This window comes from Legionella pneumophila subsp. fraseri (assembly GCF_000586315.1).
Lineage (GTDB): Bacteria > Pseudomonadota > Gammaproteobacteria > Legionellales > Legionellaceae > Legionella > Legionella pneumophila_B.
This window is the reverse complement of sequence record NZ_JFIM01000017.1, coordinates 1-24,564: the sequence shown is the minus strand read 5'-3', so window position 1 is coordinate 24,564 and position 24,564 is coordinate 1. Positions and strand designations below refer to the sequence as shown.

Below are 24,564 nucleotides of genomic sequence, written 5' to 3'. Positions count from 1 at the left end.
TGTCTGGCTTTCGAAATGTTTTATTGATGATGTAGGGTAATAAATGTTGGGCCTTGGAATGCAAAGCTACTCTTGAGAACAGTCTCTACTTCTTCTTTTGATTTAATGGTCTTCACCTGTGCCCCGAAAGATAAGGCAATTTGTTGAACATCAATTGGTGGATGATTCAAATCCAGGCGAAAAAAATCTTCTTCTGTGAAAGATCTATTTTGAGACATATCTGTTTTTAATACTCTGTATTCTCGATTAACAAAACAAATGAAAATGACAGGAATCTTATATTTGGCAGCTGACCATATTGAATGAATCGCATACATGCTGCCCCCATCTCCTACAAAACAAATTGAATGGTGTCTGGTCGCTAGAGAAATACCTATTGCTAATGGCATAGCCCAGCCAAGTCCACCCCCTCTTGGTGAAAAATTCACATTTAAAAAACCTAGTGTTGTTGCAATGTCCTGCACAATAGCATCTTCTGATGATCCTTCTGTTATTAAATGAACAGAGCGATTTACTTGATTCAGGAGGGTAACAATCAACGAATGCAGAGGATGTTGCTTATATTTTTTTCCAAATTTTTAATGTTGGTGGCTGGTTTAAGCGGCACATTTAGCCCATTAATTTTTAAATGCTTGCTAATAGCAGTTAAGGTCGCCTCAAGATTGCCAAGAATTGCCAGATCGCAAGGATAGTCAAAGGCCAGATGCTCCGATGCGGCACTGATTTGTATGAATCGTATACCCTGTGGAATAGAAGATTGACCAGTATACAAATACCCTTTCACTTTTTCGCCTAAAAGTACCACAGTTTCATATTGCAGCAGCAGGTTGTGCACTTCTCCAGATTTATCTGACAATCTACCTTTGTAATTTACACTTAAGGGATTAATTACTTCACGCACATGATAGGGGGCAGCATAAATATCGGCATTTAGCCGATCGGCAATGGTATGTAAAAGGCGAATACTATTTGATGCACCTACCTCATAATCCGCTATAAATGCCAATTTTCCTTTGGGGGTATTTGTTAAAACCTCACAAATTTGCTCTATTTCAGCGTTGATGCAAGCATGTAAAAATCTTGTCTTCTTTATCGTGGTTTCTTGAGTTTCTTCTTGCCAAATGTCCATAGGGATTGATAGAAAAACCGGACCTGGCCCAGGCAAAATTGCCTGAGCATAACCACGCTGTAAAGCAACGACCAGATCGCTGGCGGAATTCACCTCATAGGCATATTTTACTGCAGTGTGAGCTAAAGAGGTCAATTCTCCGGACATGACTGGGCTATGAATTAAATAAGGACGTGAATGTTGGCCAGCAATTATTAGCAGGGGAATTCCTGAAGTGAACGCATTATACATATTACAGACAGCATTCGCTAATCCAACATAATTATGTAAATTAATAAGAGCTGGTTTCCTGGTGATCATGGCATAGCCTGCGGCTATACCTACGGTACTGGATTCTTGTAGTGTGAGAAAATAGGTAGCATTATCACACTGCTCAATCGCTTCCAGAAATTTCAATTCTGTAGTGCCGGGGTTGCCAAAAATATAATTAATTTCAAAGGTCGTTATAAATTCTTTGAGAACATCACTTCCTGTTTTCTTCACAGATAAGCATCCTTAGAAATAGTAACGCTTTCCATATTTATATTCCTAGCACAAGAGAGCTATTTGTTCAATTTCGCTCACTCATAAAAAATAGGGCAAAGATACGGTTTTTAGGAGCTAATGCTGTGGTAAATGTTGTGATGGGGTATTGCGAGCAAAAATAAATTAGATGGCAGCGATTAGATATATCCTTGCATTTTAAATCTGGCAAGAGGTGATAATTATAATCTTATTTTCCGTAATCTTCTAAAATATCCCACGGGGTAGCCCTTAATGGGCTACCGTGGAAGATAAAGAATTACAATCTTAAGAGAGTTCCTTGTTTTTCCTCAACAGTTTTTATCATTTCAGTTCGGGGCGATTGCTTGCCAAACTCGTTTAATAGCTCATCAATAGACTGTAATCGTTGGTCGATTTTATTCATAAATGTTGTACTATGGTTTAGATGAGTTAACAGTTTATGCAATTTCTGAGCGCTCTCTTTAGATATCCCTATGGCTTCTTCCAATTCTGACGGGTTTTTCTCAGCCAGGTTACTGATGAGTTCCTGCAAATCATACTCGTCATTATTTAAATCTTCCTTGAATTTAGCCAATTCTTTTTCTTTGTTGGCAAGAGTTACCCGCTCATCTGTAGTTAAACCAACCCAATCAGTCAACCATTGCACTTTCCATCGTCCATTGGTGATTTCTTGTGCCCTTACATTTCTTGTTTTAGCCATTTGAGCTTGATGAGCTTCACATAATTCACGTAAATGGATAATTAATGCTTCACTCCTGAATTGCAACTGCACCATTGCGGGATAGGCTTTTCGCTTCTCGACAAGCAATTGGTTTAATTTCTCGAGTTCTTCTTTTTGTTTCTGTACAGCATGAGAACTTTCCAATTTATTGATCAGTTCATCTAATTGCTTCAAATTTTGTTGTGCTTCTTTTTCCTGGGCATCAAAAGTTTTTACTTCCATTTGATTCAGTGAAACCCTGATATTAGTTCCCATCGCCTTCACTAAAAATTGATTAATTTTTTGTAGTTCTTCTTTTAATTTATCAATATCAGACATATCAATGGGATCTTTTGACTCACCGTGTTCTTTTAGCTTTTCCTGACGCAATTGTTCTAAATCAGCTGACCTGGCATAGAAATTCGAAACCATGCTTTTCACGTCGGCCAGGTTTTTCGGTTTTTCTTTAGCCAGTGCTGAAATTTCTTTGGTTAATTCAACCAAATAGGCGTCATATAATTTAGTATGGATTTTTTGTAGTTGCGCCTCTAATTGTGCGATATCTGAAAAATCGACTTTTTCAGAGCCAGTGTGCATGCGAATTTTTTCATTACGCAATAATTTTAATTCTTCTTGCAGCTGATTAAAACGAGAGACCACTTTTTTAACACCGGCAAGATCAGAAAGCGCAGCTTTTTCAAGATCGGCGATCTGTTGAGGTATGCTTGCTATCAGCTTTTCATAACGCACTTTCACTTTTTCTTGATCGCTTACTAATTTAGCAGTTATGGCGCGTTGAAGTGGCTCCAGAGTTTCAGTCAAATCTTGCTTGGCACGCTGGATTTGTCCTCTCAAACCACCACTAATTGATAGCATGGTTTGCATTTCTTTTTCAGAAGGGATGTTTCTAAGTGCTTGTAATGCACCTGCGATATTTTGTTTCTCCAAAGCATTCTGGCATTGAGCCAAGGCAGGGAGAATTTGACCTTCGAGGACGGCTTTCTTTTCAACCATTTGCTTAATGGCATCCATCTGTATTTTCATTTGTCTCGCTTCAACAGAATTAAAGGCAGACCATTGCCCGTCTGAGGGAAATGTTGACAATACTTTGCCTAGAGCGACTGCATTATTGTCCAAGAGTGCATTGAGGCTTTGCTCCAATACCGGTGCAACTCTTTCATTCAGAAAGGTTTTATATCCGGATTCAGTGGAGTGTAATCTGGCTTGCCTCGCCACTCTCGATTGTAAATTGAATACCCTCTCCAAATCAGGTTCTTCTCTTGCTTGCTCAACTGTCTTTTGAATTTCTGCTAATTTTGGCGTTTGCATTTTCAAAAGAGGTTCAACAGCATAACCACTTTCATGCCTTGGCGTGAAATCGGGGCTTTTTACCGCGACTAAAGTAAAAATATGTCGGTCTTTGCCTTTACCTGTTTTTCCATCAAAGCGTACTTTGATTGGAACCAAGGCAACATCTTCCGGCAAATAAATGGAATATTCACTTTCTGACCCTGATACATGGGTTCCAACTTGTTTGGGGTGTAATAAACCATCGGGATCAAGTATTTCAAAGATGGTATTGGAGCCAAAGATTGTCCTGGGAACTTCAATGTTAGTGGAAGTACTGGCACAAGTTCTAGCAGAAACCTGGCTAAAGTCATTTAATTTGATTTGTTTAAAGGCTTGTGTCGACAGATCAGTAAAGAGATGTTCTGTCGTATTGGCAATGATGGTTTCAGCCTGGTTAATTAATTTATTTTTAAACTCTTCTGATAGATCCAAGCCACGGAATAGCGTTTTTGGGGCCGGGGAACGTGATGTATCTATCAATGATTTGTTAGTCAATGGTGTCATTAAAGCGGTAATCAACACTTCTTTGAATGTTGAATCTTTATCCCGGTTTTGTGCAATCGCATTGACTCGAGTATGGTACCAGGCATCATTTTGCATGAGGAAAATTAAATCATGTTTTATCTGAGTAACCCCACCACCCGATCTGATTGTTTTTTCCCATGTTTCTCCCAGTTTCACCGGTTTTGCTTTGGCATCTGTTGAGTGAAATTCTGTGTTTCTCTCATGTTGCATTAAGGTGTCGATATTTCTAATGTCTGTATCGTTTAGCAGCGACCCTACAACAGCCATGTCACATTTCGCCAACAAATCACGGAAAAATTTTTCTTCCAGTTTTTGACCATTGAGCAACACATGATCGTCATGGATGCAATCAGGATTGGCCATGATTTGCTGAATAATACGGGCAGCAGCAATTTCATCCATATTGGGTTGTCTTCTCGCTTTATCAGAGCTGGATTGGAAGGCTCTTTTTATTGGAGTAATTTTGGTTTGATGATGTGCCGTTTGTAATTGTCCCAAACAAAAGTCGACGTCGTTTTCACACCGTGCTCTGTTTATTGAGTTCAAGCGTTGTAAATATTGATATTCTTTCAGTCCAGGCAGCCCCCCATCGAGTTTTTTACCAGCGCCAGGGAATCGCTTTTGGACCTCATCAAGTTTTAAATATTCATCAACGCGCATGTAACGTTGGTTTTCCTCGAGTTTCTTTTTTTGTGAGAAAAATTTTAATTCACCTGATTCTTCCTCGTCTTCGTCATCAGATTCTTCTCGTATTGGATTGCCATCTTGTCCAATCACATAGCGACCTAAACCATCGACCACCAGATGAGGTTCTTTGTTTTCGCTATCAAAGCCCGCAACTGCTTCATAGGTGGCATGGAAAAATTGTCTCTGTGTCGCAAAAACTGCTTCCGTAGCTGTTGAACCTATCCAGGGTTGAAGTTGTGAAAAATAATACTCCAGATAAGATTCAGGGGGTTGCTTGACTCTGACCAGATCAACCATATGGCCCTGATTGACCAGAACATGTGCCGGTGAATCTGACCATTTATGATCTTTGTCTTCAATCACATCAGCATAAAATTTGACATCTTTTTCATCTTTGAAGACATCAGGAATTAAAGTGGATTTATTCTCTTCGACATACTTCAAAAAAGCATCTCGGCTTTGTTCGTGATATTTTTCATAATTCTTGGAGGATTCTTCATCATCTCTTCCGGTGACAAAGAAGGCCTGGGCGATCATGATTTTTCTCAATTCTTCCGGCGTGACATCAGCCAGAGTACGTCCATCAGCAAATGTTTTTAATGATTCACCTCTTAATTTTGCTTTTCGCGCTTCTTCAACAATCACTTCCGCATAGGCCATGGTACGCAAAGTATGGGCAAGACCATGGTGTTGCCTGTATACCATTTGCCCACCAAAATTGACAGGTGTCGCCTCTACTGTACCGGTATAAGGTTTTCCCAAGTAATTATCATACGCGTATCTGGCTGCGTTTCTTACGGTTTCATCAGTATATAAGGAAAAACCATTCCAGGTGGGAACGGATACTTCTTGAGGAGCAGTGGGATTTATCGAAATTTCTTTAGGTGATGTTCCAGTTAAAACAGGCTGAAGTTCATCAATACGTACATTCTTTTCAGTAGCACGTCTTAAGGCTGTGGCATCAGGTTGTATATAACCATCTGGAAATTCATTGCCAACGGCCCGTAACCATTGTGTAATTTTTTCGCTTCCATCTTGTGTTAGTTCATCTCGCATTTCCTGGGTAATGGTTTGACCCACATTTCTTAAAGAAGGGGGAATAGGTTGTGTTAATGCCGCATGAGCTCTTAAACCAACTGAGGCAACCCAATAGCCGCATAATCCCATATTTAATCCAGCATTATTAGGAATAACAGAAAGTGTAGCGCCAGGTAGTTTTTTAGCTAAAATATTTTGGTAATATTTTCCCGAGCTTTCTCCCAGCGGGTCAAAGAGGAAATATTGATTGCCTTGACCTTTAATTAACATAATCCAATGTCCCGAGTCTTGCCTTGGGCTGACCCCGGTCAATACTGGCATAAAGCCTTGCCTGTCAAGAGCACCTTTATCAATTGTAGGCTCTCCGTTGTAGATAGTACCGCTGGTAATATTTGGATGTCCCATGCGTTCAAAAATAGCATGCATCCCTTCTTGGGTTAATTCTATCCCTTCAACGTACTTAGGCATTACACAACTCCTGGATAAATACTTTAAAATTAATATTCGTGACTTAAAAATTAGCACAGTGGATAAATATTATAGCTGTCAAACTTTAAGAGAATATTAAGAGATAAAAAAAACATCCGGCTTAAGATCTGATCCCAATGTCCTTTGGTTTTTATCATGGATATAAAAGACAAAAATTATTTGACAGGACTTACGAAAAACCCCAATCTCTATGTTAAAAAATGTTTTTAATTCGGTCATTTAGTTTATCTAAACTCCCTCATTAAAAACATTTTTTGCCTTGACCTTGGGGTTTTTCGTAAGTCCGGTTTGAATTAGTTTTGGCAAAATGGTGTTTTGTCGGATTGAAAAAATATGAGAGCCAGATCGAGCAAGTGTGCTGAATATTTTGGAAAGATAAAGGCATAGGGTACGGTTTATCACCTGGCATGTAACGATTCAAATAATTCTCCTGAACCAAACTGTTCTTTAGGAGCATCCTTAAATTTTGGCAGGTCATCATCGAAATCCATAATACGACAGGCATACCATATGTGCCTTATCGGTTTAAATGAATCTGGGATGCTCGTATCAAAGCGAAAGTTATTTACATTAATCCCAATACCATCCTGTTGCGCGGGATCAAGTGCAATACCATAAACAAGGCTGTTACAATCTGAACAAAGAAATAATTTTGCCTTTTCTTTAACTATGTCCTTAAAATGATTCTCTCCAGACACGATACTGAAATTTTTCGTCAAATAAGCGGCAGTGCAGGAGTAACCTGATTTATCCTGTTCCTTTTGAGATAAAGAAGCAATTTCCCGGCATTTATTGCAATGGCAGTATTGGGTAAAGACAGGTTCGCCCGTACATATGAATTGAATTTTTCCACAAGCGCATTGCCCATAATAAGTTGCCATTATTCTATATGCCTCCTTCAATTGGCAGTAATGGAAAAGTATATTTTAAAGAAAGCCCACAAACCGAGGTTATTTTATACTTTGTAGCTATTAATTAAAACGTAAAATTCCATGATGAGTTATTAATTGGTTCTGAGGGCGGCATGTGGATATCTTTGATATTATGAATAATATCGTCTCGTTTACACCAGCGCTCTTCAGACCAGTGAAGAAAATCGAAGACCTGGTATCCCATATTTTTCAGCTGAGTAATGCCGATTTTTTGCAGTTTGCTTTTTTCCTCTTCAAATAGCTCTGCTACGCGTAGCACATAAAAGGGGTTTCCTGGTACGGCTTTCATCGCCATTTTATAATGCTGGTTAATGTCTGGGGCATTGATATCAAAGAAGCATTGAACATCAGCGAGGAGATAATGTGCTTTACCGAGTTGCAAGCGCAAGGCTTTATCTTGAGTTCCTTGCAATAGTGCGATTAACTCCTCCAATGTTTTAATTAAAATTGCGATGTCTTGCTGATGCTGTATTTTATGTTTTCTGATGGAGTTAAAATCAGAAGAGTAATAATTAAAAGCAATTTTTTCACGCAAGGTATCTACGCGACGCATAAGCCCAGTTGCCAGAGCACGCTTCTGATGTTCTTGTTCTTCTTTATTGTTTGAATGGCATTCCCTGAGCAGAGTTATTGCTTTTTGGATACTGGCAATATCACTGTCCTCTGCTTTGTTCAGGTCTATATCCGCGTCGATTAACAGCAAGGCATATAAGCGTTTGTGAGCGTATAAATCTTCCAGGTATTCGTCAGATGGATCCAAATGATACGCTGCTTTTTTTTGCTCCAGGCTTTGCAGATAATATTGTTTTGCTTTTTCCCAATTTTTATTTCCTCGGTAAGTTTTTCCAGCTACATAGGCTGTTTCCGCTTCACTAAAAAATATCTTGGCAAGCGATTTACGTTCAGGAGTTGAAAATAGGTCAGGGGATTTGTATTTCTTAAAGATATCATAAGCCTTTTCATAATTTTGTTCCTGAATTTCAATAGCAAAAGCGGCATTAGGGCTAATTTCTTCAATATTGGTGTAAAATTGTGTTGCCAGGAGATATTGTTTTTTTTCAATATAATATTTCGCCATAATGGCGGCGATTGCTGCGTCTTTTTGAATTAAAGCATGACGTTCTTTTTCTGGAATCGCTAACAAAAATTTTAAAACCAGATTGGAGTCGTTCAATATGCTCAACAGATTAAACGCATTGTCATATTCTTTTTGCCCAAGATGATATTCAATGAATTTCTGAGTATCCCGTTTGGCTATTTCAGGATCGTAAGCTAATGCCAACGCAAGATAGCGAGGACGCGGATCAACCCAAAGCAAGCGGAAAAAAAATGAAGGGACAATCGTATTTTTAGCCTTATCACAATAGTACTGAGCAGCAGCTTTGGCGTATTTACTGTGTTGTAAAAAGAACAAATTTTTTGCTGAAATCCCATTTTTATCCAGGGCATTGATTACCTCTGCAATCAAGCTGTCATCCTGGGGGTCTAATTGCGGAATCAATTCCCATTCGCCTTCGCGCAACCAGCTTTCACCAAAGCGATGATTGGGGTTTAGTTTCTGGTAGGAATAGTTCATTCCAAGATGGGGTTCTACTTTAAAATAACTATTCACCAATTTATTTTGTAGTTGGGCTGTCGTTAAATTATCTCTGCTGTTAACCACCAGAGCAGAAATTTCAGGAGACATTGAGTAATTTCTCATGGATGAAAAATCAGGCTGAAGAAATTGTTTTGTGTATCCATAATATGAGACTTTGTTTAAAACATATGAAACTTTCTCCGGTTGGCAATGGTTATCAAAGCCAAACCAGCCTTTAACCGTTTGAAAGGCATACATCAACCAGTGAGTAGGTTTTATCTCATATCCGTTGGTATATAGATATTTTGCAGAAGCTAACTCATGCCATAAATGGGTATACTGTATTTGATTCAATTGAAACAGAAGCACATCGGGGTAGTATTCCATAACCCCTTTAAGATGCTGTGGGATTCTCTTTAATAATTCAATATTAGTATAACGCATTTATTTTTATCTAAACTAATAGAGCAAGATGAGATGAAGCGGAGTATAGTAAACCTTAATTAAGGAATTATGAAGCGAGCTGATTTTCTCGCAATTATCTTGCTAGTTATCAGGCAGTGTTTTTTATAAGAATCAACAATTATGGTACCAGAAACTTATCAACCCCGTTTGTTGACAAATAATTTAATTCATCGAAACAATAGAGAATTGAGGTGAATAGTCATTGAATGAAGCGTTGCGTTTGCCCGTTAAAAAATCAACTAAGGAGTTTTTGCGACATGGCCACACTCAAGATTAATGGTGTTGATATTTATTATGAGCTCCATGGACAAGGTAAACCTCTGGTTTTAATTGCGGGTTATTGCTGTGATCATACCTTTTGGAGTGCCATGCTTCATGAGTTAACTGAAAAATTCCAGGTACTGATATTTGACAATCGCGGGATAGGGCAAACAAGAGACAATGGAGGAACTTTTACATTAGAAGCCCAGGCGGATGACATCATGGTTTTCCTGGAGCAATTAGGTTTTAGAAACCCTTTCATTCTAGGGCAATCAATGGGTGGGGCTATTGCTCAACTGATTGCAAAAAAACATGGTGAAAAAATTGCTAAACTCATTATTTTAAATTCGGTGGCAAAATTTAATATGAGAGCAAACGACGCGATGGAATGCCTTTTGAATCTGCGTAAGGAGAATATTTCATTCGATTTATTAATAGAGGCTGGAATACCATGGTTTTTTTCAAGCGAATATTTAGCGGAGCCCAAAAATATCTCCATTTTTAAAGAGAGTTTGAAAAATAATCCTTATCCGCAATCCATACAAGATCAAGAGCGGCAATTTAGAACCATCCCATCATTTGATTCTCGTGGGTGGTTACATGAGATTAGAGTGCCAACACTGGTTATCGCAGCCGAGGACGATATCCTTACCTTACCGGCAGAAAGTCAACAGCTTGCAGCAGGGATCCCGGATGCTCAATTCATTACTATTCCAGGCGGACATTCGAGCCCCTTAGAACAACCCTCGATAGTCAATGAAGCCATATTAAAATTTTTGACCTCTACTTAACCCAAGTGTTTTGTCAATTAACAATAATACAAGGTTACTGAGGTACAACGAATGCATGTAATTTAGTTGAAGAAACATAGTGAAATGATATGCTTAATTAAATCCACCTATTGTCGCTGCTTATTTTTCAATTATTTTTAGTTGGAATAGTGTTGTTTGTTGACCGTAAATATTTTTGCAACAGATGCAACATGAGTGGTCATTGATATGATTGTGCTTAATAAAAAAGGTGCTGAATAAATGGAAATTTACGAAATGTACATTGATGGAAAATTTACTTTAGCCAAAAGCCGGGCTACTCGGGACATTATTGATCCGGCTAATGGCGAATTGATTGCAAAAGTGCCGGAAAGTACCAAAGAAGATGCCATAGGTGCTATCAAAGCAGCAAGAAAAGCCTTCGATGAAGGGGAGTGGAGAAAATCACTGGCCCTTGATCGAGGCAAACTATTATTCAAGCTCGCTGATTTAATTCGTGCCAATGCAAAAAGGTTAGCAGAGCTGGAAACCCGAAACTGTGGAAAGCCTTTACCTGAAGCGGAATTTGATGTGACCGATGCGGCCAACTGTTTTGAGTTTTACGGTGGGCTTGCGACTAAAATTCATGGTGAAACGATGTCGGTTCCTGCGAATTCTTTTAGTTACGTAGTGCGCGAACCCATAGGCGTGTGTGGGCAAATCATTCCATGGAATTTTCCACTGCTTATGGCGGCCTGGAAACTTGCTCCCGCACTTGCAGCAGGCAATACTGCGGTATTAAAACCATCAGAACTGACACCGGTAACAGCACTTGAATTATTCAAGTTGATTGATCAATGCGGATTTCCAGCGGGCGTGGTTAACCTCATTACTGGGCCGGGTATAGGAGTTGGAGAGGAGTTGGCAAGTAATGCTATGGTGGATAAGGTTGCTTTCACCGGAGGATCGGCAACAGGAAGAAAAATCATGCAGGCGGCTACTGGCAATTTGAAAAAAATCTCGTTAGAGCTTGGCGGAAAAAATCCAAATATTGTCTTTGCAGACTGTGACCTTGAAATGGCAATAGACGGCGCCCTTTTTGGTGCTTTTGCAAATCAAGGGGAAGTCTGTTCTGCGGGTTCCCGCTTGCTAGTGGAGCGCTCTATTCACAAAAAAATAGTAGAGGGAATGTTGAAAAAAATTCCAAATATCAAGCTTGGCCATGGTTTGGACGCTGGGGTAAAAATGGGGCCTTTGGTTTCAAGTGCACATCGTGAAAAAGTGGAAAGCTATGTCAAGCTTGGAATGGAAGAAGGAGCCAAATTACTTTGCGGCGGTAAACGCCCGACAGGCAGTGAATTTGCAAAGGGACATTTTTTCGAGCCAACCATTTTTGATGAAGTGAAATCCACGATGCGCATTGCTCGTGAAGAAATTTTTGGTCCAGTACTTGTGGTCATCCCCTTTGATACAGAAGAAGAAGCCATTCGCATTGCGAACGATACTGATTATGGTTTATCTGGGGCTGTATGGACGAAGAGCGTTACTCGGGCCCATCGAGTCACATCTCAAATCCGTGCTGGGATTCTTTGGGTGAATCATTATCATCCAACCTATAATGAAATGCCTTGGGGCGGATACAAACAAAGCGGAGCAGGTCGTGAGTTAGGTTTGTATGGCATTGAGAGTTACCTTGAGGTCAAGCAAGTGAATATTAACCTGGATGAAACACCAATTGGTTGGTACTAAACTAATGAAAAAAATTCATATCAAAACGCCAATACCCGGACCCAAATCGCAACAGTTGATGGAATTGCGACGTCAGCATGTTGCAAGAGGGCCATTTCATGCTACTCCTATCTTTGTGAAGCAGGCCAAAGGGTCTTTTGTGGAGGATGTTGATGGAAACGTGTTTTTGGACTTTTCTTCCGGGTTTGGGGTGGTCAATACGGGGCACTGTCCTGATTCGGTGGTCAATGCCATCAAGCTCCAGGCTGAAAAATTCATACACACCGGCTTCAATATCATTCCCTATGAATCTTATATCAAGGTGTGTGAAAAATTAAATGATCACACCCCGGGATATTTCGAAAAAAAATCGCTCCTTTTGAATTCCGGTGCGGAAGCAGTTGAAAATGCCATTAAAATTGCTCGTGCCTATACGGGCAAACAAGCAGTGATTTGTTTTGATCATGCTTTTCATGGACGCACGTACATGGCAATGACACTCACTTCGAAAAACAAACCCTATAAGCATGGATTCGGCCCGTTTCCTTCCGAAATCCATCGCGCTCCTTTTCCTTATGAGTATCGTTGGAAGGGAGCAAATTGTGTAGACGAATGTTTCAATGAGTTTACCGACCTTGCCAATTTCCGTGTCGGTGTTGAAAATATTGCCGCTGTCATTATAGAACCAGTGTTGGGTGAGGGTGGATTCATTCAATCCCCAGCCTTATTTTTACAAAAACTTCGTGAGTTTTGTACGACAAACGATATTGTTTTCATTGCCGATGAAATCCAATCCGGTTTTGGCCGCACAGGAAATCTGTTTGCGATGAAAACATTAGGAGTGACCCCCGACCTCACTATATCAGCAAAAGGCCTTGGTGGTGGGGTAGTGCTTGCTGGTGTAACAGGTAAAGCTGAAATCATGGATGCGGCTATGGAAGGTGGCTTGGGCGGTACATTTTGTGGAAATCCTTTAAGTTGCGCCGCTGCTCTTGAAGTGTTCAAAATTTTTGAAGAAGGAAGCCTGCTGCAAAACGTTACCCATCTTGCAAAGACGCTGCAGTCCAGGCTTTCTGAATTTAAGGAAAAATACAAAGTGGTGGGCGATGTCCGTGGTTTAGGCGTCATGCAAGCGATCGAATTGGTAAAGGATAAAAGCACGAAGGAACCCAATAAGGAAGCTGCAGTACAATTGGCTCAATTTTGTTTAGAACATGGTCTGGTCATTTTGACTTGTGGAACATACGGGAACATAATTCGCCTCCACATGCCACTGTCTACTGGCGTAAAAGATTTGGAAATAGGTCTTTCGATTATTGAGGAAGGGCTTAAGCGACTATCAATATAGATAAACAGTCTGAAATGAGATAGGTCTCTTAATGTTCACTTAATTAGTTTTTGATATCATTTGTTCCAATTAATTACAGGTGAATGACATGTGGTATCAAAATATAATGCGCAACTTGCTTGAAAAACTTCCGGAAGCAAATAGGAAAGATGGGGAAAATTTTTTAAGTAAACTGTTTTTGGCTATTAGAAAGGTGGATAATAAGCTTGAGATGGAATTCTTTTTAGGTCTTATTGAAAAATCTTTTTTAAAATTTGAGAATGAAAAACCCGGCTCAGTTACCTTAGCCAAATTTTCCAGGCATATTTTAGGACTAAGCTTGCTCTATGTTAAGTCAGGCAATGATGCAGCTATATGGAACTCAGATTTTATTCCATACCTTACAGAAATTAAGAAGTTCCTCGATACAGATAAAGAGGGTAAATTGCTTAATAAGTTTCTCAATCAACTTGAAGTGGAGACGTTTGTCAGTTTAAATCATCAACTTGACATTGATTTCAAACACTTAATCTCTATTCTAAAAGGAAATTGCACTTTGGAAACCATTCAATCTTTTACCGAAGCTTGTAAAGGATTAGATAACGATTGTTCGAAAGGGTTTAGCCAAATGATGAAAGAGATAGAAGCGCAAATGATCAATTTGCAATTTGCTGTTGATTTCGATTCTGAAGCTAGTCTTAATATTACTGATGAAAATCTGGAAAATACTCCATTGCAAAAGAATGTTCACGTCAATTCCATGCCTAAGAGTGTAAGCATATTGCATCGACTTGGTATATTTAAATTATTTACATTGTCTGGTGTTGAGTTGAGTGACCAAACCAATGTGCTTGTAAATAAAAAATAATGTATTAACACAGTTGTTCTCATTATTTTGTCCCTGAATTCTTTCAGGGGCAAAATTGATGCAGGTCTAGATATTATCATCTACTATAAAAATAGTAGATTGAGTGCTTGGGTATGACCTCCAATTGATGTAAAAATAATTAATTCCCAAAGAGGTCTTATTTCCAACATAGCCTATTTATCAAAAATATTCTTTAGAAATAAAATATTTGTCTTAATGTGCTAAATTTACCATAATAGCCACTTTTTTAATCCAATAGTACTATGCCATCAAAATTGCTTACCATCAAATTGTTAGAAGATCTCGTGCACACTGCCGAATTAAATCAAGAAGGCAAAACTGCAGACTATATTCCCGAACTGGCGAATGTTAATCAGGAATTGACAGCAATTGCTGTCCAACCCTTGGGTGAGAAACCCCTGGCTTATAGCAATAATCCTCTTCATCCAGTGACTTTACAAAGCACAGGGAAGATGATCCCTTTGATTGGATTACTTGAAGAGTTTGGTGCCGATCAATTGTTTGAATGGGTCAAAGTGGAGCCCTCAGGTGATGATTTTGCTTCCATCACCCGCCTGGAACAGTTTGGCCCTAAGCCGTCAAATCCCATGTTGAATGCAGGTGCGATTGCCTTATGTTCACGTATTCCAGGCGTGGGTGAGCAGCAATTTAGATGGTTAGAACATTGGGTGCAAAAATTATTTAATCAACGCCTCAGCATTAATCCCCTGGTCTTTGCCTCTGAAAAACGAACCGGTAATCGCAATCGCTCCCTCGCTTATTTACTGAAAAGCAGAAATAATCTTGGAACGGATGTTCATGAAACCCTCGATTTGTATTTTGCGCTATGTTCCTATGAGGCAATGTTGGAGCAGATGCTGTACTTACCTGCTTTGTTAGCTAATAGAGGGCAAGATCCGGACACGGGTGAACAAATACTGTCTACGGAAACCTGTAAAATTACCTTGGCTATTATGGCAACCTGTGGATTATATGATGAAACAGGCACTCATATGGTTAAAACAGGGATGCCAGCTAAAAGTGGTGTGTCTGGTTATACCATCGCGGTTGTCCCTGGTAAAGCGGGCATTGTGGTATTGAGTCCAAGAGTGAATGCGAAAGGCAATAGCATCCGGGGTGAACTCATGCTGGAAGATTTGTCCAAAGCAATGAATTGGCATTTTGCATTGCCTTAATTTTTAAGAAAAGAGTGCTACAGAATGAGATGTTATCGCTTTCATTGAAGTGAAATAACGATGACAAGCTTGGAGTAGGAAAACTTAATTAAATTTGGATTAAAGGATTTTACATGAAAATTGCTGTTATTGAACCTATAGGGATTGCGATTCAGGAAATTCGTTCTGAATTACCAGGGCACATGATTATCGAATGTGACAGCCGTCAATGGGCTGATGAGCAATTAATTGATTTTGTGAAGGATGTAGATATCATTGCACTGACGAATCGACGTTTATCGGCTGCAGTCATTAACTCGGCGATGCGATTACAATTGATTGCTGTTGCATTTGCTGGAATTGACCATATTGATAGGGATGCTGCGAATAAAAGAAATATTCTGATAAAAAATGCCGCGGGCTATGCCAATACAGCGGTATCTGAATTAGTATTTGGACTCATGATTTCTCTTGCGCGTCATATTCCAGATAATAATCAGAAAATAAGAGAGCAAGGTATAACCAATACCGGTATTGAATTAAAAAATAAAGTGCTGGGCATTGTCGGTTATGGAGCAATCGGAGCAGAAGTTGCACGACTTGCTAACGCATTTCAAATGACAACTCTAATTTATGACAGGAAATCTCAAGTAACACTAGACGATTTGTTTTCCCAATCTGATTTCGTCACTTTACATGTGCCACTTACAAATGAAACCAAAAGCATGGTTAACTTAAGACTTTTATCTCAAATGAAAAAATCAGCTTATTTGATTAATTGTGCCAGAGGGCCCATTGTGGTTAGCAATGATTTAAAAAAAGCCTTGGAACAGGGCATGATAGCAGGTGCCGCATTGGATGTATTTGATGTTGAACCACCATTACCTGCAAATTATAGCCTTTGGGAGGCACCTAATCTTATCGCAACACCTCACATAGGATTTAATACAAGGGAGGCACTTATGGTCAAGGGGCAATTGACTATCAAAAATATCAAAGAGTTTCTTGCGTCCCGTCTATAAAACCATGTAAAAACATAAAGAAACATAAGACGTTGATTACAAAATAGTTTGTAGTACTTCAGATGTAATCTAACCCAGGGCAAAATCATGCTTTAACGTAATGGTATGGATAAGGATTATATAAAAACCAGTGAATATCCAGAAACCGTTTGGGCTGAGGAGGCATTGATGCCGTCTCGAAGCCTTGAACGGTTCGAAATAACAACCGATCTTATCCATAATTCACTTTACTTTACCTGCAATAATATACAAAACCACGCTTGTTGTTTTTTAAAATAATTTTAATGTTATCCTACATAATACACTTGGCCTGTTTGAGCTCCCTCAATACTCTTGCTGTAGGCGAGTGCCGCACGAGCAGCAGATACAGGTTCATAGCCTCGGAAATAGGGGCCGTAGTTTTCCATGGCTTCGGTGATTACTGTGGGGCTTACACCATTGATTCGGATCCCTCTTGGCATTTCCAGAGCAGCACTTTTAATAAAACCGTCCAATGCGCCATTGACCATGGCAGCAGAACTTCCATAGAGAATGGGGTCGCGATTTAATATTCCGCTTGTTAAGGTAAATGAGCCATTATCATTAATATAGTCTAATCCAGCTAACACTACGTTAACTTGTCCCATTAATTTATTAGTCAAACCAATTTTATACCCTTCTTCTCCCATGTCTTTTAGGGCGCCAAAGTGCACTTTACCGGTAGCTAACACGACTGCATCAATATTATTTAATTTTTTATACATCGCATCAATTGATTGTTTGCTGGTTATGTCTACTTGAATATCGCTATTTTTATAGCTTGCTGAAATCATTTCATGTCTTGGGCTTAATTCAGCAACTATTGCTTTTCCAATTATTCCCGTAGCACCAATCACCACTATTTTCATAATTCATTCCCTCTTTATTCAATAAAAAGCAAGCGTTCCACGTAGAATATTACAGTATCAACAATGAATTAAGCAAAAAAGACGTGATCGGCTGTATGTGATTACGGCCTATATTAACAACTTGCCTTGCAACATGTGATATGGCGAGTATGGTTTACATCAATTCAAATTATTTGCGCAAACCACAGATTGATGCCTTCCACTAGAGTAGGGTGAGCGAACATCATATCGCGCAATTTTTGATAAGGTACACCCAACTCCATTGCTAATTGGATGACCCCTAATATTTCACCGGCTTCCGCACAGAAAATAGAAACGCCTAAAATCAAATCGGTTTCAGTGTCAATGACTGCTTTTAAAACGCCAATGGTTTCTCCTTGGGTTTTGGCTCGAGGAATTGCTGCTGCTGGAATTTTAGCTATTTTAATTGGACGGCCTTGGGATCTCGCCTGAGCCTCAGTAAGCCCGATGCGTGCTAATTCCGGGTCGAGAAACACAGTATAGGGAATAAGCCTATTCTGGGAAGAAAGTTTTTCCTGTGGGTTTTGTAAATTATGTTTCACCAAGCGATAGTCATCGAGAGACAGATGGGTAAACTGTGCTCCTCCCTTGACATCTCCCAATGCCCAAATCCCTGCTGCAGTCGTTTCCAGATACTCATTGACTTTGATGAATCCACGCTCATCAAGTTCAACACCTGTTTTGTCCAAATGCAATCCTGCCGTATTGGCAATACGCCCTACTGCAACCAAGAGAGCGGTGCCACGGATAATTTCTGACTGACCTTGTCGATTAGCCTCGACAATCACTTCTGTTTGTTCTTGACGAATGGAATTAATTTTTGTATCGATAGCAAATTGAATACCTTCATTGGATAAGGTCTGAAAAACCTGTTCAGCAATGTCTTTGTCTTCCCGGCCAAGGAATTCACGGCTGGCTTCGATGACGGTGACTTCAGCACCAAAGCGGCGAAACATTTGTGCAAACTCCAAGCCAATATAACCACCACCAATGATCACTAAATGCTGGGGTACCGAGTCGGCGTTCATTAAACTATCATTGGTATAATAATTTACTTTATCGAGCCCCGTAATTGGGGGAATGAATGGCAGAGCGCCTGTATTAATAATAATTTTATCAGCCGTGATGTGAAGTGTTTTTTGATTATCACGTGGTGAGGATAGAATAACTTCAATCATTTTTGGTCCAATAAAATGACCATGGCCTAACATGAGATCCATCCCTGAATCTAAAAACTGTTTTAAATTCGCTTCACGCATCCCTTTCACCACAGCTTCTTTACGTGCTCGAATCGCTTTAAAATCAATGGTCTCCAATTTGGTGTTTAAACCATAGTCTTTTGCTTTACGGCAGAAATGTGCCATTTTAGCTGACTGAACAAGCGTTTTCGTAGGTATGCATGCCACATTAATACAAGTCCCACCAATCTGATTGTTTTCAACCATCGCGACTTTCTGCCCGCTTTTGGCCAAATCCATTGCAAGAGTCTTCCCTCCTTTGCCTCCACCTAAAATGATGGTATCAAACTGTAAGACCATTCTTTTCTCCTGATAGTGACAATGATTGATTCAACTAGTAGCTACTCTTGCTCACAATACTTGAATTAATGAGGAAAGCTCGCGCAAGGCGATAAAAAATATGGTGTAATCGATGTTTTCACCACCCAATAACATTTCTAACAATTTTTCCCAGCGTTTTTGAATAGGATAGTTTTCCTGCAGCCAGTTGTTAATCAAATTTTCAGAAGTGCGTTCTTTGATGTTAGTGGTTAAAATCGCAATAGTCAAACGTCTTTGAAGATTATCCAATTCATCACGCAAAGACAGCCGTGCCATAGTATTCCAATGCCCTTCACGTGAATCACTGGCTATTTGGTCGCGAAACCAAACAAGATTAAATTGACTACCAACTTTAAAGTAGGTTTCTGCAGTGAGTGATAACTCGAATTGATTTTGAGAGGCCACTTCAATGATATTTAATGAAGTATAAAGAGCACGAGTTATAGCAATTTTTTGAGCCATATCTTTTTCAATGCCAATACCGACGAATTGACTAATGAGTTTCTCAAGGTATTCTTTAGTGACGCCACCCATAAGCTTGGGAATTAACTGTTCGAGTTTGTTGACTGACTTGCCATAATTTTTAATATTTTCTTCAATACCACCAGCCAGTCGATTATTATGCAAAAACCAGCGTGTCGCCAAGTTGAGCAATTGGCGAATATGATGTAATAATTCATATTGTGTTGATAAAGATATTTTGTCTTGAAATGAATCAATCAGATTTTGTAAGACATCCGTTTGGAAAATACTTGCTGAAATGGTGTAAGCGCAGGCAATATCAGCAATCGACATACCGGTTTCCATCAGCATTCGGTACATGAAGGTAATTCCCATGTTGTTAACCAGCTTATTACTCAATTGCGTTGCTATGATTTCACGAGATAAAGGGTGTTTTGGCAAGGCTTTTGCGTAAGGTTTTCTCAGTGAGAGGGGAAAACCTGTTTCCAAAAAAGTTGTAAAGTATGGGTCATCTGGTAAATTCGATTTTAATAATTCGTTAGCAATATGAATTTTGGTATGCGCCATTAAAACAGCAAGCTCTGGCCTTGTCAGCCCTGTACCTGTAGCTTTGCGTTCCAGGAGTTTTTTTTCATCAGGAAGAAATTCGACACTTCTGTCCAGGTTAACCCACCTTTCCAGTTCTTTGATGTAATCTTGATACAAGCCACTGTAATGAGATGAATGAGCTGCTGATATACTTAAAATCAGAGCTTGATTGTAATTGTCTTGCAAAACAAGGTCGGCGACTTCGTCTGTCATTTTGCTTAGCAATTGATTGCGTTCTTTTTCTGTGAGTTTCTTTTCTCTAATCTCTTTATCTAAAAGAATTTTGATATTGACTTCATGGTCAGAGCAGTTAACGCCGGCGGAATTATCAATCGCATCCGTATTAATAAGACCGCCCTTTAATGCAAATTCGACGCGTCCAAGTTGTGTAAAACCCAGATTTCCTCCTTCTCCCACTACCTTGCAGTGTAATTCTGCGCCATTAATACGGCAGAATTCATTGGTCTTGTCGCCAACATCCGCATGTGATTCCGTGGTTGCTTTGACATAGGTTCCAATACCGCCATTAAACAGTAAATCCACTGGTGCTTTTAACAGCGCTCGAATAAGCTCGTTGGGTGTAAGAGCATTTGCTTCTATGGCCAGTGCTTTTTTTACTTGCGGGCTAATGGGGATAGATTTGCTTGAGCGTTTGTAAACGCCTCCGCCTTTAGAAATAAGTTGTATATTGTAATCTTCCCAGGATGAAGTAGGTAAATTAAATAGACGAAGTCTTTCTTCATACGATTTTACAGGGTCGGGATTCGGGTCGAGAAAAATATGACGATGATCAAAAGCAGCTAACAGTCGTATATGTTTTGAATAAAGCATGCCATTGCCAAATACATCACCACTCATATCGCCAATACCTACTACTGTAAAGTCTTGTTGCTGAATATTGATATCAAGTTCACGAAAATGTCTTTTGACGGATTCCCACGCACCACGTGCCGTAATCCCCATTTTTTTATGATCGTACCCGGCAGAGCCTCCAGAGGCAAAGGCATCACCTAACCAAAATCCATGCTCCTTGGCAATACTATTGGCAATATCGGAAAAAGTAGCCGTTCCCTTGTCAGCAGCAACAACCAGATAAGGGTCAGGATCATCATAGCATGTAACATTTTTTGGAGAGATCATTTGATCATTGATTAAATTATCGGTGAGATCCAGTAAACCATTGATGAACGATTTATAACAAGAGATGACTTCCTGTTGGATTTGTTCGCGGCTGGCTGCATGAAGCGGCTTTTTCAAGACAAAACCTCCCTTGGCGCCAGAGGGAACAATGACTGCGTTTTTTACCTTCTGCGCTTTCATAAGTCCTAAAATCTCGGTTCGAAAATCTTCTGGCCGATCGGACCAGCGAATCCCGCCTCGCGCTACTTTAGTACTTCGCAAGTGAATTCCTTCAAAACGTGTTGAGTACACAAAAATTTCATAAAGCGGTTGACCTGGAGGTAAGTCAGGAATTTCCGAGGATTTTAATTTGAAGGAAAGGTAATCTTTAGATAATCCCGCGTGATTTTTTTGAAAGTAATTAGTACGAAGAGTTGCTTTCATCAAAGACCAAAAATAACGCATGATGCGATCCTCATCCAGGCTGCTAATCGCATCAATGTTTATTTGAATTTTCTGTTCTAGTGCCGATATGTCCTTGTGAATAGTAGATTTCCTTTTAAGGCCAAATTTCAAATAAAAAAAGTGAATCAGATCACGGGCAATGGCCGCATGCATTTCTATGGTTTTTTCAATGTAAGATTGACTGTAACGAATACCAATTTGATGCAGGTATTTTGCATAGGCTCGCAAAATAGTAATTTCTTGCCAGGAGAGTCCCGCGCATAACACCAATTTATTAAAACCATCGTTTTCACAAAGACCAAGATTGATAGTAATGAGTGCCTCTGCAAAAATGTCCTTAACCTGAGTAATATTGAGTGACTCAGTTTGAGAATAGGTTACGTTAAAATCACTAATCCAGAATAATTGCCCGTCCCGTGTTTTGATTTTATAAGGACGTTCGGTATAAGTGCGCAGCCCCATGTTTTCAAGCATAGGCAATATGTCAGACAAGGGGATTGGGGTTTCATATCGATACAGCTTAATGTGCAAAGGATATTGGGAGTGAGTGTTTTCATAAAAATCGATAACCAGCGGATTGTCTTTGGACAGTTTTTCTATTTGTAAAATGTCCTGGATTGCCTCTTCGGGAGAATGCTGCTCGCAATAACTCATTGACAGTGTTTCGGTGTATTTATCAATAAGTTGTTTTCCTTTTTGAGCACCATAATGTTGTATTAATTGCTTTTGCAATTTATCTTTCCATGAGTTTATCATCATTCTTAAAATTCCATGCAAGATATGTTGTTATCGTTACTCAAAAGTATAGGCCATTTCAAAGAATAAAATAAAAATTTGCTAACTTGTTTTATACAAAGTGCATTATCTGTTTTCAGGAAATTTTTAAGTAAGCTTTAATAAAATGTTAAGGTCATAAAAATATAATAAAGCCTCTTTTACAAGACAAAGCATCTGATATGTACAAAAATATATTGTTTTTTTCAAATTTTAGCTGTATGCGTTGGAACAAGTACGATGGGAATCGATATCAAAGTCTTTGGGAGCATAATAAGCGAGATATTAAACACACATTTTTTGGCACGATTGCAAACACCAAGGATTTGCGAGAAGTATTATTCCACCAGTCACTGCTTCTTTTTCGATGCTAGTTGCTGGGGCATTCGCCCAATTATTGGTGCCCTATTCCATTTTCATTCTTTGCATGGGCGAGGGTGGGTTTGCGGATAAAACATTAATTAATTATTTGGAGATAACTACGGTTGCTTTGGCAATGCCGTTTATTGCTTTATTAAGTACTGTAGGCCGATGTATTGCAACGGTTAAATGCCTGGTTGAAGACCAATACAACTTGGCCGAGATGGTTGAAGACAAGGATGTTAAACCAAATAAAATCTATCTTAGTTGTACGGAAGGAAACTACACTGTGTTAGATATGAGCACAATAATCAGATCACTCGAAAATATTATAAGTTCCAATATAAAGTGAGAGGTCTCAACGATGAGCTTTGCCAAGGAATTTTTACTTTCTCAGATTTAGAGCGTGCTCCTGAAAAGGACGATTTCAACGGAAAACTTTCCAGCCTTACACTGTATAAATATAACATCCTGGATTTGATTAAATGAGCTCATAAAGATAAATTTGAAGAAAGGGAATATGAAACTCTAAGTCGTTTATCCATTTAATTTAAATTAATTAAAAAATCAGGATGTTTTTGTTGAAAGCTGTAATGGAGCGTGATTATTTGTCTCAACTACTTGCCACTTAACAAACCGCGTTATATCGTTTATGAAGGATGTCATTGGTTCCCGCCTATATTTTTGATGTGCTGACTTAATAATAAGTTATTGAGTTGGCATTTAAAGCAAGACAAAACAGAGTGATGGACTAAATAAAATTATTAAGGGAATGAGAGCGTGCGTGTATTTTATGGCTTATTAGGTTTCACGATATTTAATTTGGTGGCTTGTGAAAAAGTTGCCTTAATGACCACACCACCTAAAAAACAGCAATTATCTAATAGTCCGCTGGCTACTCGGGCAGAGCGATATTTTTGGCAGACCCTTCATCAGGGGCGATACCAGGATATTCCCAAAGCAGACTATTTGCTGATGGCGGCTTACCTTGAAAATCCTTATGATTCGAAATTAGCTGCCCATCTTGGTTTTATTCATATTTGGAAACTTACGGAGCGGGAAAGGGTAAAAAATAATTCTCCCTTGCTTCCCAATGAAATTATTTTGTCTAAAAAATACTTTGCCGATGCTTTGCAGCTGGATCCGGGAAACCCAATTTATCAAGGTTTCTATGGCGACACCCAATTAGTTGAAGGGCAGATTTTTAAAGACAAACAAGAAGAAGTCAGGGGATATTTCACTTTAAAGGAAGCGATAAGCAATTGGCCTGAATTTAATTATTTTACAGCTGGATATCCAATGAGTAGTTTAAATGCTGACTCGGATCATTTTAAAAAGGGTTTGGATTGGCAATGGAAAACATTGGATGTCTGTGCCGGTGAGAAGATCAGTAGACAAAATCCTGATTTTACCCCTTATATGAATAGGGAAACGACACTAGGCACACAACGGGCCTGTTGGAACTCAGAAATTGCGCCTCATAATTTTGAAGGTTTTTTTATGAATATGGGTGATATGCTAGTTAAATCAGGAGATCCCGAAACGGGCATAAAAATCTACAATAATGCCAAATTGACTAAAAGTTACAATAAATGGCCGTATAAGGACATGTTGGAGAAACGTATTCTGAATGTGAAAGCCAATGTACAGAATTTTAATCAAAAATCCAATGACCCAGATCAGTCGATTATGATTAATTCGGGTTATGGTTGCGTGGTTTGTCATCAACGCTAGAGACCATCTGATTGTTCTGTATTAGGTGCGTATTCCGGAGGACTTGATCACTAATTCCGTTAGGCAT

15 protein-coding genes and 1 pseudogene are annotated in these 24,564 nt (G+C 39.2%); 8 read left to right on the top strand and 8 right to left on the bottom strand.

Annotation, left to right across the window (positions count from 1 at the left end):
* Positions 1-20: 20 nt before the first annotated feature.
* The 5 genes from CC34_RS1000000117370 to CC34_RS0105665 all read right to left on the bottom strand — a co-directional run bounded on the left by CC34_RS1000000117370 (position 21) and on the right by CC34_RS0105665 (position 9,377).
* Positions 21-464 carry a thiamine pyrophosphate-dependent enzyme gene (locus tag CC34_RS1000000117370; protein WP_231957859.1) on the bottom strand — a complete coding sequence of 148 codons (444 nt, stop codon included), beginning with the start codon at positions 462-464 and terminating at the stop codon, positions 21-23.
* A 71-nt stretch (positions 465-535) separates the two neighbouring features.
* On the bottom strand, positions 536-1,612 hold the full coding sequence (locus CC34_RS01000000116195; protein ID WP_231957858.1) for a thiamine pyrophosphate-binding protein: 1,077 nt from the start codon (positions 1,610-1,612) through the stop codon (positions 536-538).
* A 298-nt stretch (positions 1,613-1,910) separates the two neighbouring features.
* Positions 1,911-6,401, bottom strand: coding sequence for a T4SS effector NAD-dependent ubiquitin ligase SidE (gene sidE, locus CC34_RS0105675; protein ID WP_028379231.1), 4,491 nt, complete (start codon positions 6,399-6,401; stop codon positions 1,911-1,913).
* A 419-nt stretch (positions 6,402-6,820) separates the two neighbouring features.
* Positions 6,821-7,303: a GFA family protein gene (locus CC34_RS0105670; protein WP_028378243.1), complete on the bottom strand. Its 483-nt coding sequence runs from the start codon at positions 7,301-7,303 to the stop codon at positions 6,821-6,823.
* Positions 7,304-7,397: 94 nt separating this feature from the next.
* The gene (locus CC34_RS0105665) at positions 7,398-9,377 is read right to left on the bottom strand and encodes a hypothetical protein (RefSeq protein WP_028379230.1); all 1,980 of its coding nucleotides are present in this window, start codon (positions 9,375-9,377) and stop codon (positions 7,398-7,400) included.
* A gap of 278 nt (positions 9,378-9,655) precedes the next feature.
* On the opposite strand from CC34_RS0105665, the gene CC34_RS0105660 reads away from it, so the two are divergent.
* From CC34_RS0105660 to CC34_RS0105635, 6 genes are all read left to right on the top strand, one after another.
* A complete protein-coding gene (locus CC34_RS0105660) occupies positions 9,656-10,450 on the top strand; it encodes an alpha/beta fold hydrolase (protein ID WP_028379229.1) in 795 nt (264 codons plus the stop codon).
* 240 nt (positions 10,451-10,690) lie between these two features.
* The gene (locus CC34_RS0105655) at positions 10,691-12,157 is read left to right on the top strand and encodes an aldehyde dehydrogenase family protein (RefSeq protein ID WP_028378240.1); all 1,467 of its coding nucleotides are present in this window, start codon (positions 10,691-10,693) and stop codon (positions 12,155-12,157) included.
* 4 nt (positions 12,158-12,161) lie between these two features.
* Positions 12,162-13,484, top strand: coding sequence for a 4-aminobutyrate--2-oxoglutarate transaminase (gabT, locus tag CC34_RS0105650; RefSeq protein ID WP_161513083.1), 1,323 nt, complete (start codon positions 12,162-12,164; stop codon positions 13,482-13,484).
* 88 nt (positions 13,485-13,572) lie between these two features.
* Positions 13,573-14,331, top strand: a complete 759-nt coding sequence (locus tag CC34_RS0105645) for a hypothetical protein (RefSeq protein WP_027227925.1) — start codon at positions 13,573-13,575, stop codon at positions 14,329-14,331.
* 263 nt (positions 14,332-14,594) lie between these two features.
* Positions 14,595-15,527: a glutaminase A gene (glsA, locus tag CC34_RS0105640; RefSeq protein ID WP_028378238.1), complete on the top strand. Its 933-nt coding sequence runs from the start codon at positions 14,595-14,597 to the stop codon at positions 15,525-15,527.
* A gap of 113 nt (positions 15,528-15,640) precedes the next feature.
* On the top strand, positions 15,641-16,528 hold the full coding sequence (locus tag CC34_RS0105635) for an NAD(P)-dependent oxidoreductase (RefSeq protein WP_027227923.1): 888 nt from the start codon (positions 15,641-15,643) through the stop codon (positions 16,526-16,528).
* A gap of 287 nt (positions 16,529-16,815) precedes the next feature.
* Here CC34_RS0105635 and CC34_RS0105630 read toward each other — a convergent pair whose 3' ends face one another.
* The 3 genes from CC34_RS0105630 to CC34_RS0105620 form a co-directional block, all read right to left on the bottom strand.
* Complete coding sequence (locus CC34_RS0105630; protein ID WP_027227922.1) at positions 16,816-17,415, bottom strand: short chain dehydrogenase; 600 nt, start codon at positions 17,413-17,415, stop codon at positions 16,816-16,818.
* 164 nt (positions 17,416-17,579) lie between these two features.
* Positions 17,580-18,974 carry a mercuric reductase gene (locus CC34_RS0105625; protein WP_027227921.1) on the bottom strand — a complete coding sequence of 465 codons (1,395 nt, stop codon included), beginning with the start codon at positions 18,972-18,974 and terminating at the stop codon, positions 17,580-17,582.
* Between the two features lie 51 nt (positions 18,975-19,025).
* Complete coding sequence (locus CC34_RS0105620; protein WP_027227920.1) at positions 19,026-22,388, bottom strand: NAD-glutamate dehydrogenase; 3,363 nt, start codon at positions 22,386-22,388, stop codon at positions 19,026-19,028.
* A gap of 197 nt (positions 22,389-22,585) precedes the next feature.
* On the opposite strand from CC34_RS0105620, the pseudogene ceg9 reads away from it, so the two are divergent.
* Positions 22,586-23,252 (top strand): annotated as a pseudogene (gene ceg9, locus CC34_RS01000000116190) (Dot/Icm T4SS effector Ceg9).
* A 291-nt stretch (positions 23,253-23,543) separates the two neighbouring features.
* Positions 23,544-24,497, top strand: coding sequence for a hypothetical protein (locus CC34_RS0105610; protein ID WP_027227919.1), 954 nt, complete (start codon positions 23,544-23,546; stop codon positions 24,495-24,497).
* Positions 24,498-24,564 lie beyond the last annotated feature (67 nt).

Excerpts from the sequence above, each read along its gene's own strand:
- CC34_RS0105665 (WP_028379230.1), bottom strand. The coding sequence starts at position 9,377 with ATGCGTTATACTAATATTGAATTATTAAAGAGAATCCCACAGCATCTT.
- gabT (WP_161513083.1), top strand. The coding sequence starts at position 12,162 with ATGAAAAAAATTCATATCAAAACGCCAATACCCGGACCCAAATCGCAA.
- CC34_RS0105655 (WP_028378240.1), top strand. The coding sequence starts at position 10,691 with ATGGAAATTTACGAAATGTACATTGATGGAAAATTTACTTTAGCCAAA.
- CC34_RS0105635 (WP_027227923.1), top strand. The coding sequence starts at position 15,641 with ATGAAAATTGCTGTTATTGAACCTATAGGGATTGCGATTCAGGAAATT.
- CC34_RS0105630 (WP_027227922.1), bottom strand. The coding sequence starts at position 17,415 with ATGAAAATAGTGGTGATTGGTGCTACGGGAATAATTGGAAAAGCAATA.
- CC34_RS0105660 (WP_028379229.1), top strand. The coding sequence starts at position 9,656 with ATGGCCACACTCAAGATTAATGGTGTTGATATTTATTATGAGCTCCAT.
- CC34_RS0105625 (WP_027227921.1), bottom strand. The coding sequence starts at position 18,974 with ATGGTCTTACAGTTTGATACCATCATTTTAGGTGGAGGCAAAGGAGGG.
- glsA (WP_028378238.1), top strand. The coding sequence starts at position 14,595 with ATGCCATCAAAATTGCTTACCATCAAATTGTTAGAAGATCTCGTGCAC.
- CC34_RS0105620 (WP_027227920.1), bottom strand. The coding sequence starts at position 22,388 with ATGATGATAAACTCATGGAAAGATAAATTGCAAAAGCAATTAATACAA.
- sidE (WP_028379231.1), bottom strand. The coding sequence starts at position 6,401 with ATGCCTAAGTACGTTGAAGGGATAGAATTAACCCAAGAAGGGATGCAT.
- CC34_RS0105670 (WP_028378243.1), bottom strand. The coding sequence starts at position 7,303 with ATGGCAACTTATTATGGGCAATGCGCTTGTGGAAAAATTCAATTCATA.
- CC34_RS0105645 (WP_027227925.1), top strand. The coding sequence starts at position 13,573 with ATGTGGTATCAAAATATAATGCGCAACTTGCTTGAAAAACTTCCGGAA.